Annotated in this window: 13 protein-coding genes and 1 pseudogene; 9 read left to right on the forward strand and 5 right to left on the reverse strand. The window is 61.3% G+C overall.

What is annotated here, in order from left to right; genetic code table 11:
- Window positions 1-94 precede the first annotated feature (94 nt).
- On the forward strand, window positions 95-1,111 hold the full coding sequence (locus BFQ01_RS30780) for a DUF4917 family protein (protein ID WP_065928251.1): 1,017 nt from the start codon (window positions 95-97) through the stop codon (window positions 1,109-1,111).
- A gap of 61 nt (window positions 1,112-1,172) precedes the next feature.
- Here the strand turns inward: BFQ01_RS30780 and BFQ01_RS30785 are convergent, their stop codons facing one another.
- A complete protein-coding gene (locus BFQ01_RS30785; RefSeq protein WP_027604369.1) occupies window positions 1,173-1,700 on the reverse strand; it encodes a helix-turn-helix domain-containing protein in 528 nt (175 codons plus the stop codon).
- A 158-nt stretch (window positions 1,701-1,858) separates the two neighbouring features.
- Between BFQ01_RS30785 and BFQ01_RS30790 the strand changes: the two genes are divergently transcribed.
- From BFQ01_RS30790 to BFQ01_RS33155, 7 genes and pseudogenes are all read left to right on the forward strand, one after another.
- Window positions 1,859-2,641, forward strand: a complete 783-nt coding sequence (locus BFQ01_RS30790; RefSeq protein WP_065928252.1) for an aldolase — start codon at window positions 1,859-1,861, stop codon at window positions 2,639-2,641.
- Window positions 2,642-2,669: 28 nt separating this feature from the next.
- Entirely contained in the window at window positions 2,670-3,542 is an 873-nt protein-coding gene (locus BFQ01_RS30795; RefSeq protein WP_065928253.1) for a dihydrodipicolinate synthase family protein, read from the forward strand.
- A gap of 137 nt (window positions 3,543-3,679) precedes the next feature.
- Window positions 3,680-4,219: an RNA polymerase sigma factor gene (locus BFQ01_RS30800; RefSeq protein WP_027604372.1), complete on the forward strand. Its 540-nt coding sequence runs from the start codon at window positions 3,680-3,682 to the stop codon at window positions 4,217-4,219.
- Window positions 4,216-5,184, forward strand: a complete 969-nt coding sequence (locus BFQ01_RS30805; RefSeq protein WP_065928254.1) for a FecR family protein — start codon at window positions 4,216-4,218, stop codon at window positions 5,182-5,184. Before BFQ01_RS30800 ends, BFQ01_RS30805 begins: the two co-directional genes overlap by 4 nt.
- A 127-nt stretch (window positions 5,185-5,311) precedes the next feature.
- Window positions 5,312-7,882, forward strand: a complete 2,571-nt coding sequence (locus tag BFQ01_RS30810) for a TonB-dependent receptor (protein ID WP_065928255.1) — start codon at window positions 5,312-5,314, stop codon at window positions 7,880-7,882.
- A 102-nt stretch (window positions 7,883-7,984) separates the two neighbouring features.
- On the forward strand, window positions 7,985-8,899 hold the full coding sequence (locus BFQ01_RS30815) for a DMT family transporter (protein WP_065928256.1): 915 nt from the start codon (window positions 7,985-7,987) through the stop codon (window positions 8,897-8,899).
- Window positions 8,880-8,969 (forward strand): annotated as a pseudogene (locus BFQ01_RS33155) (outer membrane lipoprotein carrier protein LolA); the annotation flags it as partial. The gene BFQ01_RS30815 and the pseudogene BFQ01_RS33155, both read left to right, overlap by 20 nt.
- Window positions 8,970-8,977: 8 nt before the next feature.
- Here BFQ01_RS33155 and BFQ01_RS30820 read toward each other — a convergent pair.
- The 4 genes from BFQ01_RS30820 to BFQ01_RS30835 all read right to left on the reverse strand — a co-directional run bounded on the left by BFQ01_RS30820 (window position 8,978) and on the right by BFQ01_RS30835 (window position 12,410).
- The gene (locus tag BFQ01_RS30820) at window positions 8,978-10,195 is read right to left on the reverse strand and encodes a class I SAM-dependent methyltransferase (protein ID WP_065928257.1); all 1,218 of its coding nucleotides are present in this window, start codon (window positions 10,193-10,195) and stop codon (window positions 8,978-8,980) included.
- A 210-nt stretch (window positions 10,196-10,405) separates the two neighbouring features.
- Complete coding sequence (locus BFQ01_RS30825) at window positions 10,406-11,023, reverse strand: TPM domain-containing protein (RefSeq protein WP_065928258.1); 618 nt, start codon at window positions 11,021-11,023, stop codon at window positions 10,406-10,408.
- 28 nt (window positions 11,024-11,051) lie between these two features.
- Window positions 11,052-11,780 carry a TPM domain-containing protein gene (locus BFQ01_RS33225; RefSeq protein ID WP_065928259.1) on the reverse strand — a complete coding sequence of 243 codons (729 nt, stop codon included), beginning with the start codon at window positions 11,778-11,780 and terminating at the stop codon, window positions 11,052-11,054.
- 18 nt (window positions 11,781-11,798) lie between these two features.
- A complete protein-coding gene (locus tag BFQ01_RS30835; protein WP_065928260.1) occupies window positions 11,799-12,410 on the reverse strand; it encodes a LemA family protein in 612 nt (203 codons plus the stop codon).
- A 238-nt stretch (window positions 12,411-12,648) separates the two neighbouring features.
- Between BFQ01_RS30835 and bglX the strand changes: the two genes are divergently transcribed.
- Complete coding sequence (bglX, locus tag BFQ01_RS30840; RefSeq protein ID WP_065928261.1) at window positions 12,649-14,940, forward strand: beta-glucosidase BglX; 2,292 nt, start codon at window positions 12,649-12,651, stop codon at window positions 14,938-14,940.
- The last annotated feature ends 17 nt before the right edge of the window (window positions 14,941-14,957 follow it).

Below are 14,957 nucleotides of genomic sequence, written 5' to 3' on the forward strand. Positions count from 1 at the left end.
GCATCAACCTCACTTGCCTGCGGCATCTTGACCAGGATCAACGCCGGCTCGTGATAAAGTCGCCATCCAGCCGATTTCGAGTAGACCCACAGCAATGAAGGATTTCCAGGATATTGACGCCCACCTTGAAGACTGGAGCACCCTGCGCAGCAGCACCACCTTCAGTGGGATTCTGATCGGCAATGGCGCGAGCCGCACGATTTGGGAAGACTTTGCCTACGACTCGCTGTTCGAAAACGCACGCACCGTCGAAGAAAAACCCCTCGGCCCATCCGAGCTCAGCGTGTTCGACGCCCTACAGACCCGCAGCTTCGAGCAGACCCTGGGGGCATTGAAAACCACCAGCCGAGTCAACAAGGCCCTGGCGGTCAGCTCGGCGGCACCGCGTAATCGCTACTACGCGATCAAGGAAGCGCTGATCAATACCATCCACGCCGTGCACATTCCGTGGCGGCTGGTGCAGCCGTCGACGCTGGCGACGATCAACCGCGAACTGGCGAACTACACCAGCGTGTTCACCACCAATTACGACCTGCTCAACTATTGGGCGATCCTGCACACGCCGGGCATCGACGACCTGTTCCGCAGCGCTGACTCGAGCTTCGACCTGCGCAACACCCACACCGATACCACGCGCGTCCTCTACCTGCACGGCGGCCTGCACCTGGTGCGCAACCTTGACGGCACCGCACGCAAATTGCCGAGCACCGACAGCACCTTGCTCAGCAGCTTTGCGATCAACAACACGATCAAGACCCTGGACGATGTGCCGCTGTTTATCAACGAAGGCACGGTGCAAGAGAAGCTCAAGACCATCCGCAGCTCGGATTACCTGTCGTTCTGCTATGAACAGTTGCTGAGCCATGAGGGCGCGCTGTGCATCTTTGGCCATGACCTGGGGCCGCAGGACCAACACGTGGTGGATGCAATTCGCCAGGCCCGCCCCGCGACCCTGGCGATCTCGGTATCGGGCCGCAGCGACGGGTTTATTCGCCAGCAGAAGCGGCGGTATTCGCAGTTGTTTGATGGCAGTGGCGCGCAGTTGAAGTTTTTTGCCGCGCGCACGCATCCGTTGGGTGATCCGGCCCTGTCGGTACCTGTCGAACGTTGAGCCACCGGTGGGAGGGACTTGTTCCCGCCCATACCGATCGCATTTCAAACCGTCAGCGCGGTCATTCTTGCGAGCTGTGTACAACCACCAATAGCTGCGCCTGCACAGGCCCTACCGAACGCAGCCGATGCGGCTTCTGGGCATTGAAATGCAGCGCATCGCCGCGCTCCAGAATCACCCGCTCGTTCATGAAATCCACTTCTACCGCCCCTTCATGCACGAACAAGAACTCCTCTCCAAGGTGCTCCTTGAAGGTTTTGTCGGAGAATTGCGCCGGCGGGTAGATGATGAACGGCAACAAGCTGCGCTCACTGACCTGATGGGCCAGTACTGCGTAACCCGGCGCGGTGTCGGGCCGCTCATGGCTGCGCACCAGGCTGTAGCTGTCGAGGCTGACGCGGTCTTCGCTGAACAGCTCTTCGACCTTCACGTTCAACGCCTTGGCCAGTTTCAACGCAGCGGCAATCGACGGCGTGTTGAGCCCGCGCTCGACCTTGGACAGGTAACTCTTGGTCATCCCGGATTTTTCAGCCAGGGCCTCCAAGGTTACGCCAAGTTTTTTCCTCAATAATTTCAAACGGATAGACATGTGCTGCGGTTAATCCATGCAGAAGCGATAAGCTGCGCTTGCCAATGACACTTTGTGTCATATAGCATCATTAGTGTCATTTGCCTCACCCAACGACCTTGCGAGCAGAGGGAGACCAGCAAATCCCACGTCCATTGAACCATCCAAAGGACACCGATATGGCCAAGACATTAGCACTCCCCAAAGACCAACTGGTCAAGCAAGCGCTGGTCCAGATGCAAAACACCCTGGCGGATAATACGTGGACCGTCCGGCAAAAGCTGGCGCTCACTTGCCGAATCCTGTTCGAACACGGCCACGACTCCGGCCTCGCCGGCCAGATCACCGCGCGCGGGCCTGAACAGGGCACCTACTACACCCAGCAACTGGGCCTGGGTTTTGATGAAATCACGGCCAGCAACCTGTTGCTGGTAAACGAGGATCTTGAGGTGCTGGAAGGTCACGGCATCCCCAACCCGGCCAACCGCTTTCACAGCTGGGTGTACCGCGGGCGAGCGGATGTGAATTGCATTATTCATACGCACCCGACCCATATCGCTGCGCTGTCGATGTTGGAAGTGCCGTTGCAGGTGTCCCACATGGACCTTTGCCCGTTGTACGAAGACTGCGCGTTCCTGGAGGCCTGGCCGGGTGTGCCGGTGGGCAATGAAGAGGGGGAAATCATCACCGAGGCCCTGGGCGACAAGCGCGCGATCCTGCTGTCGCACCACGGCCAGTTGTCGACCGGGGCGAGTGTCGAGGAAGCCTGCGTGATCGCGCAGTTGATCGAACGCGCGGCCAAGTTGCAGTTGCTCGCCATGGCAGCCGGTGCGATCAAGCCGATCCTGCCGCAACTGGGGCGCGAAGCCCATGCCTGGATTTCCCGCCCCAAGCGCCACGGCGCCGCGTTCAATTACTACGTGCGGCAGAACCTGCGCCAGCACGCCGATTGCCTGAACTGACCCGCCCTTTTTCTACCGGAGACTTTCCATGTCCAGCCCAACTATTCACGGCATCATCGGCTACACCATCACCCCGTTCAGCGCTGACGGCCAGCGCATCGACCTCGACGCCCTCGGTCGTTCCATCGACCGTTTGATCGACAGCGGCGTGCACGCCATCGCGCCCCTGGGCAGCACCGGTGAAGGTGCGTATTTGAGCGATGCCGAGTGGGACGAAGTCAGCGCCTACAGCCTGGCAAAAATCGCCCGGCGCGTGCCCACGGTGGTCAGCGTCTCCGACCTGACCACCGCCAAGGCCGTGCGCCGCGCCCGCTACGCCGAAGCCAATGGCGCGGATGTGGTGATGGTGCTGCCGGCCTCGTATTGGAAGCTCAGCGAGGCGGAAATCCTCGCCCACTACGCTGCGATCGGCGACAGCATCGGCGTGCCGATCATGCTCTACAACAACCCGGCCACCAGCGGTACGGACATGTCGGTGGATCTGATCCTGCGTATCGTCAAGCAGGTGGCAAATGTGACGATGGTCAAGGAGAGCACCGGGGACGTTCAACGCATGCATCAACTGCGGCGCCACAGCGACGTGCCGTTCTACAACGGCTGCAACCCGCTGGCCCTGGAAGCCTTTGCGGCCGGAGCCAAGGGTTGGTGCACGGCGGCGCCCAACCTGATCCCGCACCTGAACCTGGCATTGTATGCGGCAGTGCTGGCCAATGACCTGGACAAGGCGCGCGAGCTGTTTTATCAGCAGTTGCCGTTGCTGGAGTTCATCCTCAAGGGCGGGTTGCCGGCGACGATCAAGGCCGGGCTGCGCCTGACCGGGTTGGAGGCGGGCGAGCCTCGCTTGCCGGTGTTTCCATTGGGTGAAGCAGGGATCGAACAACTGAAGACCTTGCTGCGGTAAAACTGCGACCTTATGTGGGAGGGGTTTGCCTCCTCCCTATATTTTAATCCGGGCCCGTCTAAAATAGAGACAAATGACAATAGTTCTCGATATCATTCGCGACTTTTCCACGTCGTGCTTCGTCAAGAAGGATATCCATGTCTCGTCCCAAGCCCGACCCGGTGTCGGCCGATGCCTTTCGCGGGTTCTATGCAGATATTCTGTATTTCCTGCGCAGACGCACGGACAACGCCAGCGACGCGGCGGACATGACCCAGGACGTCTTTACCCAGTGGCTGGACTACCGCGACCGGGCCAAGGTCGAACAGCCACGGGCATTTTTGTTCCAGATGGCACGCAACCTGCTGCGTGATCACTGGCGCAAACAGAAGGTACGGCAGACCGTCCACCCAGATCAGGCCGACAGGGACGCGGAACCGATCACCGACGAGCAAAACGACCCCATGGCCGCCGCCCAGCGCTTGCAACGCCTGGAACAGTTGAAAGAAGTCCTCGCCGAACTCTCGCCCCGCCGGCGAGAAGCCCTTATGCTGCACCGCTTCGAAGGCCTGAGCCAGGCGCAGATCGCCGAGCGCATGGGTATTTCGACGAGCATGGTGGAAAAGCACATCGCTTTTGCCCTGCTGCATTGCAAGCGACGCCTTCAAAACGACCCCGGCACGGAGCAGCCAGAATGAACCGCCTGAGCGACACCGACGGCCTGGATATCGAAGCCAGTGACGCCATCGATGCCCAAGCCGCCAGTTGGTTTGCGCGCAACCGTAACGACACAGGCCGTGCCGACCGCAAGGCCTTTGCCGCCTGGCAGGCCACGCCCGCCCATGCCCGCGCCTATGCCGAATTCGAGCAACTGTGGGCCGACCTGGCCCAGTTGCAGCAACTGAACAACCCCGTGGCGCTGCCCAAGCGCAAAGCATCGGTATTGCGCCCGGCCCTGGCCGTAGCCGCCGCCGTGCTATGCGCCGTATTGGCCCCCCACATCGGTGCGCCCCGCGAGTTGTATCACAGCCAGGTGGCGGCCCATGCCAAGGGCGTGCGCACCCTGAACCTGCCCGATGGCAGCACCCTGTCGGTGAATGCCAACACCCGCCTGCGCGTGGACTTCAGCGCCCACCAGCGCATCGTGCACCTGGACAAGGGCCAGGTGTATATCGAAGTGGCGGCCGACAAAGAGCGGCCGTTGTTCGTTCAAGCCGGCGAAGCAAATGTGCGGGTGGTCGGCACCGGCTTCGATGTGCGCCGCAGCCAGCAGCAACTGGTGGTCAGCGTCGCCCACGGCCAGGTCGCTTTCGAGCCATCCGCCAAAAGCCCCGTTTCCCTGCTCGGCGCCCAGCAACGCGCCATCTACAGCTACGCCAAGGGCACCTTGCAACAGCAAACCCTCACGGCCGAAGAAGTGGCCGATTGGCGCAGCGGGCACTTGTCATTCCGCAACCGTGAACTGGCCAGCCTGATCGATGAACTGGGCCTGTATCGCCCGCAGGCAACGTTGCAGGTCAGCAACGCGGTGGCGCACCTGAAAGTCTCGGGCAATCTGGACGTGAATGATCCGGATGCCCTGCTCAACGCCCTGCCCGCCCTGTTGCCGGTGAAAACCGTGGTCTCGGCCGATGGCATCGTGCGGATTGAACCGAGCAAATAACCTGCGAAAATCTTATTTGAGAATATTTTGCATTCGCAGGTGTGGATTTTTTTGCCTGCCCCGTCTTCCTCCGGTCTGCATCTGATCAGCACACCTTTTTGGCCATTTGGCCGCTCCGGGGGATTCCATGTTTCGCGCGCCTTGCCACGCTTCGCACCTGTATCTTCGACCGACCCTCATCGCCACCTGCCTGACGTTCAGCCTCAGCGCCCAGGCCGAGTCATTCACCTTGCAACTGCCCGCCCAGGCGCTGGCCACGTCCCTGAGCCAAGTAGCGCAGCAGGCGAAGATCCAGCTGTTGTTCGATGAGGAGCTGCTCAAGAACGTGCAGGCACCTGCACTCAACGGTGACTTCACACCGGAAGTTGCGATTCGCAGCCTGCTGAAAAACGGCGCGTTCACCCTGATCAAGGTCGGCAGCACGTACGTGGTAAAGCCCGAAGAGGCCAAGACCACCCAGAGCGGCGCGATCCAGCTGGACGCCCTGAGCGTGATCGGCACCGGCAATCAGGTCGACTCCAGCACCGTCGGCCGCTCCACCCTGAGCCAGGCGGATATTGATCGCTACCAGCCCGACAACATTCCTTCGCTGCTGCAGACGCTGCCGGGGGTATTCATGGGCGGCTCTCCCAAGCCGGGGGGGCAGACCATGAATATTCGCGGCATGGGCGACGCCGAAGATGTGCCGATGACCGTGGATGGCGCGACCAAAAGTGGATTTGAGCGCTACCAGCAAGGCACGGTTTTCATCGAGCCTGAACTGATCAAAAGCATTGAGGTGGAGAAAGGTCCTTACTCGCCCTTCACCGGAAACGGCGGTTTCGGTGGCACGGTCAACATGGTCACCAAGGATGCGCCCGACCTGCTCAAGGACGGGCGTAACACCGGGGCCATGACCAAATACGGTTACTCCAGCAACACCCATGAACAGGTGTACAGCGGCGCCGTGTATGGCCGCACCAACGACGGTCGCATGAATGGCCTGATCTACCTCACACAGCGCGACGGCGGCGACTTGAAGCTCGCCGGCACACCGCCCGACCCGCGCAATGAATACCCGATCAACCCCAAGCGCCTGCCCAACAGTGCCCAGGACGTAGAAGGCAAGCTGTTCAAATTCAACGCGTATTTTACGGATGAGCACAGCATGGGCCTGTCCTACTCCAGTGCAAAAAGTGAGCGCATGGCGCCCTTCTCAGCGAAATCCTACCCGTCGCCGCCGAACCAATCGGCCATCAACCGATATGGCTACGAAGGCGCACTGAAACGTTTTCTGGCCGACCGCGAAACGGTGGACACCACCTGGTCGGGCAAGTACGAATACCAGCCGCTGGACAACCCGCTGATTGACCTGAAGCTTAGCTACTCGACGTCCAAGACCGACCAGACCGACGAGCGGGGCGAAAACGCAGTCATTGGCCTGAGCACCGGTGGGCGCAAGATGGAAACTTCATACTCCGATCGCCTCCTTGAACTGCGTAATATCAGTCTGCTGACCACCGGCCCACTGGAACATGCGGTGACCGCCGGCGTGCAGATTCGCAAGCACAATCGAGAAACCGAAAGCTGGATGCCGGGCGCTACCTACAACACCGCAAGATACAACTACGGGCATTTCCAGCCGTATTTCATGCCCCACGGCAAGGCCGATACCCACTCGTTTTACCTCCAGGACGCCGTGACCCTCGGCGATCTGACCATCACCCCGTCCCTGCGCTATGACCACGTGCGCAATCGCGGCGAAGCCAACGATGCGCCGTACTACAGCAACCCGGACCCGAGCGTCGGCCATGACTACAGCGACCGCACCTACACCGGCTGGTCGCCGCGCCTGGCCGCGTTCTGGAACCTGACCCCGGATGTGGCCTTCTTCGCCAGCTGGAATCGCACATGGCGTGCGCCGGTCATCGATGAACAGTACGAAGTCCAGGGCGCCGCCAGCACCCGCAGCGCCACAAGCCTCAACCTCGACCCAGAGCGCATCACTGCGATTACGGCGGGCAACGTGACTCACTTCTCCGGCGTCTTAACCCACGGCGATGACCTGCAGTTGCGCACCACGCTGTTTCACAACCGCATCGAAGACGAGATCATGAAGGCCACCGGCATCGGCTGTGAACGGCAAATGACGGTGCCGGGCAATATCGATACGGTGTGCAACGACACGGCCTCCAGGACCAACTATCGCAATGTGGGCGGCATGACCATCAAGGGCGTGGAGCTGGAAAGCTACTACGACTCAACGTACGTGTTCGGCTCCCTGACTTACTCCTGGGCTACGGGCAAACGCGATAACCCCTATACCAACCCGTGGGCAACCGACCGACACGTGTGGGCGCGGGACATTCCACCGGCCAAATGGGTGGTGGTGCTGGGCACCAAGATCCCGAGCTGGGATGCACAGGTGGGCTGGCAGGGCCAGTTCGTGCGCAAGACCGACCGCGTGCCTACAGACATCTACGCTGGCGGCTTGAATTCGACCATTGGTGACTTTATCTACGACCAGACTGAGAACGCCAGCTATGACACCCAAGGCCTGTTCGCCAACTGGAAACCGCAGCAGGCCGGCCTAAAGGGCACCGAGGTCAACTTCACTGTCGACAACCTGTTCAACCGCAGCTACCAGCCGGCGCTCAGCGGGGAAGGTGTCTACAGCGAAGGCCGCAACGCCAAGATCAGCATTACGCGCTTCTTCTGAAAACTGTACGGATAAATCCGCACCCAGCTGTAGGCCCGCAATCGGCGGGGGTTGTGGCTAGATGGGCTTCCCTTGAAGCCCTCTGGATTTCGGATCCCGCCCATGAGCTCGCGCGAAAACACCGGCATGGCCCTCGGCCTGCTGGGTGTCATCATCTTCAGCCTGACCCTGCCCTTCACCCGTATCGTGGTGCAGGAGATCCACCCGTTGCTCAACGGCCTGGGCCGTGCCTTGTTCGCGGCAGTCCCGGCGGCGGCGCTGTTGCTGTGGCGCCGCGAGCGCTGGCCGACCTGGCGCCAGGTACGGGGTTTGTGCCTGGTCATTGCGGGGGTGATTCTGGGCTTCCCGGTGCTGTCGGCGTGGGCCATGCAAACCTTGCCGGCCTCCCATGGCGCACTGGTCAATGGCCTGCAACCGCTGTGCGTGGCGCTGTATGCGGCGTGGCTGTCCCATGAGCGGCCGTCCAAAGCCTTCTGGGCCTGCGCGGCGCTCGGCAGCGGGTTGGTGTTGAGTTATGCATTGATCACCGGCGCCGGCAGTATCCAGGCCGGCGATTTATTGATGCTCGGCGCGATAGCCGTGGGTGGCCTGGGCTATGCCGAAGGCGGCCGGTTGGCCAAGGAGATGGGCGGCTGGCAGGTGATCTGCTGGGCGCTGGTGCTGTCCACGCCGGTGTTGATCGGCCCGGTGTGGTACCTGGCGGCGCAGCACCAAGGCGCGGTCTCGATGCGCGCCTGGTGGGCCTTTGGTTATGTGTCGCTGTTCTCGCAGTTCCTGGGCTTCTTCGCCTGGTACGCGGGGTTGGCCATGGGCGGCATTGCGCGGGTCAGCCAGATTCAGCTGTTGCAGATCTTCTTCACCATCGCGTTTTCGGCGCTGTTCTTTGGTGAACATATCGAGCCGATTACCTGGGTGTTTGCCTGTGGGGTCATCGTCACGGTGATGCTCGGGCGCAAGACCGCGGTGCAGCCGGCACCAGCTCCCTGTAGGAGCGAGCTTGCTCGCGAAGGTCGCTAACGATAACGCGGGAAACCTGAAAGCCTGCGGTGCTCTCAGGCTTTTCGCGAGCAAGCTCGCTCCTACAGTGGGCGGCGGTCAGATCAAGTAGCCATCCGCGCGCAGCAGGGTTTCCAGGCAGTGTTCGCAGATGTGATAGAACGCCTTCAACTCCTGGATTCTCTCCAGCAACTGCGCGTTGTCCACCGGCTCCGCACGCTTGACCGCCAGGATCATCTTGTTCTTGTTGGTGTGCTCCAGGGAGATGAACTCGAACACCTTGGTCTCGTAGCCGCAGGCTTCGAGGAACAACGCACGCAAGCTGTCGGTGACCATTTCCGCCTGCTGGCCCAGGTGCAGGCCATATTGCAGCATCGGCTTGAGCAGCGCCGGGCTCTGGATCTGCAGGCGAATCTGCTTATGGCAGCACGGCGAGCACATGATGATCGATGCGCCGGAACGAATGCCGGTGTGGATCGCGTAATCGGTGGCGACGTCACAGGCATGCAGGGCGATCATCACGTCCAGTTCGCTGGGCGCCACGCTGCGCACATCACCACATTTGAACACCAGCCCGGGGTGCTCCAGGCGGGCCGCGGCGGTGTTGCACAGGGTCACCATGTCTTCGCGCAACTCGACGCCGGTGACTTCGCCTTCGGCCTTGAGGGTGTTGCGCAGGTAGTCGTGGATCGCAAACGTGAGGTAGCCCTTGCCCGAACCGAAATCGGCGACGCGCACCGGTTGGTCCAGCCTCAGCGGTGAGGAGGTCAGCGCATGGCTGAACACTTCGATGAATTTGTTGATCTGCTTCCACTTGCGCGACATCGACGGGATCAGCGCCTGCTTGGCGTCGGTCACGCCCAGGTCGGCGAGGAATGGCCGGCTCAGGTCGAGGAAGCGATGCTTCTCACGGTTATGCTCAGCCGATGGCGCCTCGCGCAGTTGCTGAGTCTTGCTCCTGAACAGCGAGCTTTTGTTCTTCTTGCTGTATTCCAATTGGGCTTCGTCGGTCAGCGACAGCAGGTGCGCGTTCTTGAACGAGCCCGGCAGCAACGCGGCAATCGCCGCCACGCCGTCGGCCAGCGCCAAGTTCTTGGTGATGTCGCGGGTCTTGTAGCGGTAGACGAAGGACAGGCACGGCTGCTCCTTGACGGTCACCGCCTTGATGATCAGCCGCTGCAACTCGGCTTCGTCGCCGACGTATTTGGCCAGCACCAGCTTGATAAAGGCGTTCTGCGCAAGGCTTGTGCTCAACAGTTCGATGAACTGGGCGTGATGATCCGGCGCGGGGCTGGCAGGTTGAGCGGTAACGGACATGAACAAAAACGCCTCGGGCAGTGAATGCCGGGCATTTTAGGGGGGATAGCCCACCAGGGCACGGAGTTATTTGACCAATGGTCAACACCGATCCAAATGTGGGAGGGGGCTTGCTCCCGATGAGGGCGTGTCAGCTAATCCATCCGTGACTGACCCACTGCCATCGGGATGTAAGCCCCCTCCCACATTTTTTGCTCAGTGGTGTCTGGATTATTCGAGTACGACCAGGCGGTTTGGCAATTCATTGCGGGTTTGTGTCAACGGTACATGCACCTTCAACAACTCACCACACGCCTCGATACAAGCAATAAACCCAGCCAGCGTCTGCCCCTGTTTCACCTGCTGGGTAAACGCCTTGACGATCCCATCCCAACTGTTGTCATCCACGCGACTGGAGATGCCATCGTCCACCAGGATTTCCACATAACGCTCCGCCTCGCTGACAAAAATCAGCACCCCGGTGCTGCCCAGGGTGTGGTGCAGGTTCTGCTCCAGGAACTGCCGGCGCGCCAGGTTGGAGGCGCGCCAATGGCGTACCGAGCGTGGGATCAGGCGGGTGGTCACCTTGGGCAGGCGAAACAGCAGGCACAACACGATGAACGTCGCCCATTGCGCCAGCAGCAAGGTATACATGGTCAGGTAGCCCGACAGGTAATGCACCACGCCCGGTACCACCAAGGCGATCAGGCTGGCCCACAGCAGGGGGATGTAGGCGTAATCGTCGGCGCGGGCCGCCAGCACGGTGACCAGTTCGGCGTCGGTGGTTTTTTCGACCCGGGCAATCGCTTCGGCGACTTGGCGCTGCTCGTGTTCAGTCAGTAATGCCATGGTTGTAGTTGCTCTCTAGTTATTGTCATTACCAGCCGCCCGACGCGCCGCCGCCGCCGAAGCCACCACCGCCGCCTCGGAAACCGCCGCCACCTCCCCCGCCACCGCCGCCGCGTCCACTGCTGCTGAGGATCGCCAAAAGGATCGCGCCCACCGGCAGGCCCATGCGATTGCACAGCCACAACACGCCGATCAGCAGGATGAACAGGCCGATGGAAAAGCCGGGATTATCCTTGGCAAAGTTGGCATCCGCCACATGCGCCGGCACCGCCAGCGGTTCACCGCCGACCACCTGCACCATCGCCGCCACGCCGTCGCTGATGCCCTGGCTGAAATTGCCGGCCTTGAACTTGGGGGCAATCACCTGGTTGATGATCACCCAGGACTGCGCATCGGTAAGCACGCCTTCAAGGCCATAGCCGACTTCGATGCGCAACGTGCGCTCGTCACGGGCGACGATCAGCAACGCGCCGTTGTCCTTGCCCTTCTGGCCGATGCCCCACTGGCGACCCAGCTGGTAACCGTAGTCCTCGATGGGCACGCCCTGCAGGTCGGGCACCGTGACCACCACGATCTGGTCGCCACGGCTCTGCTCCAGCGCCTGCAACTGCTGAGTGATGTGCTCGCGCGTGGCCGGGTCGATCATCTGGGCGGTGTCCACCACCCGTCCGCTCAACGCCGGGAACGTCAGCGCCGCCTGGGCCACACCCACGCAGGCCAGCATCCATAGCGCCAGGCCTATCCGTAATAAACGCATCGACACCTCAGTGCAGCCTTATTTGAACTTCACTTGCGGCGCTTTATCGGCATCGGCACTGGTGGCTTCAAAGGTGGCGCGGATCGGCAGGTCGCTGTACATCACGCTGTGCCACAGGCGACCAGGGAAGGTGCGGATCTCGGTGTTGTACGCCTGCACGGCCTGGATGAAATCGCGACGGGCCACGGCGATGCGATTTTCGGTGCCCTCGAGCTGGGATTGCAGGGCCAGGAAGTTCTGGTTGGCCTTCAGGTCCGGGTAGCGCTCGGACACCACCATCAAGCGGCTGAGGGCACCGCTCAAACCGTCTTGGGCCTGCTGGAACTGCTTGAGTTTTTCCGGGTTGTCCAGGGTGCTGGCATCCACCTGGATCGAGGTGGCCTTGGCACGCGCCTCGATCACGGCGGTCAGGGTGTCTTGCTCATGGGCGGCGTAACCCTTGACCACTTCCACCAGGTTGGGGATCAGGTCGGCGCGGCGCTGGTACTGGTTCTGCACCTGGCCCCAGGCCGCCTTGGCCTGTTCGTCCAGGGTCGGGATGTTATTGATGCCGCAGCCGCTCAATACTGTGCTGATCAATAGCAAAGCCGCGGCCTTGAGGCCCCAGCGGGAATGTTGTGCTGCTTGCATGGTGTTTCTCCTGCCCAAACTGGATGGAATATGACGACTAACCCTAAAAACCACACGCTTGGGGCATAATCCGCCACCACTGGAATGCATCGAGCCAATCAGCTACAAAGATGCCCAGCGCGATAAAGAGTTCAGAGTGTGCTGCATTTATCTGAACAACACCCGAACAACAATAGACGCTCCCCACATTTTGGCCGATCAGCCCAAGCGCTGTGCAGTGAGCCGAAAAAGGATATTCATGAAGAAGCTGTGTTTGCTCGGCCTTGTTGCCACGCTGGCCACCCACCCCGTCTGGGCAGAAACAAAGCCTGCTGCGCTTAAGGACAAGGACGCTTTCGTCAGCGACCTGCTCAAGCAGATGACCCTGGACGAAAAGATCGGCCAGTTGCGCCTGATCAGCATCGGCCCGGAAATGCCCCGTGAGCTGATCCGCAAGGAAATCGCCGCTGGCCGCATCGGTGGCACGTTCAATTCCATCACCCGCCCGGAAAACCGTCCGATGCAGGACGCGGCCATGCGCAGCCGCTTGAAGATCCCGATGTTCTTCGCCTATGACGTGATCCACGGCCACCGCACGATCTTCCCGATCAGCCTGGCCCTGGCCTCCAGCTGGGACATGGACGCCATCGGCCGCTCCGGACGCATCGCCGCCCACGAAGCCGCCGCCGACAGCCTCGACATCACCTTTGCACCGATGGTCGATATCTCCCGCGACCCGCGCTGGGGTCGCACGTCCGAAGGCTTCGGTGAAGACACCTATCTGGTCTCGCGCATTGCCGAGGTGATGGTCAAGGCCTTCCAGGGCGCCAGCCCCGCGAATGCCGACAGCATCATGGCCAGCGTCAAGCACTTCGCCCTCTACGGCGCAGTGGAAGGCGGGCGTGACTACAACGTGGTCGACATGAGCCCGGTCAAGATGTACCAGGACTACCTGCCGCCGTACCACGCGGCGATCAAGGCCGGTTCCGGCGGCGTGATGGTGGCGCTCAACTCGATCAATGGCGTGCCCGCCACCGCCAACACCTGGCTGATGAACGACCTCTTGCGCAAGGACTGGGGCTTCAAGGGCCTGGCCGTCAGCGACCACGGCGCGATCTTCGAGCTGATCAAGCACGGCGTGGCCAAGGACGGGCGCGAGGCCGCCAAGCTGGCGATCAAGGCCGGCATCGACATGAGCATGAACGACTCGTTGTACGGCAAGGAATTGCCGGGGCTGCTCAAGTCCGGCGAGATCGAACAGAGCGACATCGACAACGCCGTGCGTGAAGTGCTCGGCGCCAAGTACGACATGGGCCTGTTCAAAGATCCGTACCTGCGCATCGGCAAGGCCGGGGATGACCCGGCCGACACTTACGCCGAAAGCCGTCTGCACCGTGCCGAGGCCCGTGATGTGGCGCGCCGCAGCCTGGTGCTGCTGAAGAACCAGAACGACGCCCTGCCGCTGAAAAAGTCCGCGACCATCGCGCTCGTGGGCCCACTGGCCAAGGCGCCGATCGACATGATGGGCAGTTGGGCGGCGGCCGGCAAGCCGGAACAATCGGTCACGCTGCTTGACGGCATGAACGCGGTTATCGGCGAAAAAGGCAAGATCATCTACGCCCGTGGCGCCAACATCACCAACGACAAGGCGGTGGTCGACTACCTCAACTTCCTCAACTTCGATGCCCCGGAAGTGGTGGATGACACCCGCCCGGCCCAGGTGATGATCGATGAAGCGGTCAAGGCCGCCAAGGATGCCGACGTGGTGGTGGCCGCCGTGGGTGAATCCCGTGGCATGTCCCACGAATCCTCCAGCCGCACCGACCTGAATATCCCGCAAAGCCAGCGCGACCTGATCAAGGCCCTGAAAGCCACCGGCAAACCGCTGGTGCTGGTACTGATGAACGGCCGCCCGCTGTCGATCCTGGAAGAGAAACAACAAGCCGACGCGATCCTGGAAACCTGGTTCGCCGGTACCGAAGGCGGCAACGCCATCGCCGACGTGCTGTTCGGTGACTACAACCCATCGGGCAAGCTGCCGATCACCTTCCCACGCTCCGTGGGGCAGATTCCGACCTACTACAACCACCTGACCATCGGCCGGCCATTCACCCCAGGCAAGCCGGGCAACTACACCTCACAGTACTTCGATGACACCACCGGGCCGCTGTTCCCGTTTGGCTATGGCCTGAGCTACACCACGTTCAGCCTGTCGGACATGGCGCTGTCGTCCACCACCCTGAACAAGACCGGCAAGCTCGACGCCAGCGTCACGGTGCAGAACACCGGCAAGGTCGATGGCGAAACCGTGGTGCAGTTGTATATCCAGGACGTGGCGGGTTCGATGATCCGTCCGATCAAGGAGCTGAAGAACTTCCAGAAGGTCATGCTCAAGGCTGGCGAAGAGCGCACGCTGCACTTCACCATCACCGAGGACGACTTGAAGTTCTACAACACCCAGCTCAAGTTCGCCGCCGAACCGGGTGAGTTCAATGTGCAGATCGGGCTGGACTCCCAGGACGTACAGCAGCAGACGTTCGAATTGCTATAGGAGGCAGCTTCAAGTTG

This window comes from Pseudomonas sp. 8 R 14 (assembly GCF_900005955.1).
In the GTDB taxonomy this organism is placed as follows: Bacteria; Pseudomonadota; Gammaproteobacteria; order Pseudomonadales; family Pseudomonadaceae; genus Aquipseudomonas; species Aquipseudomonas marginalis.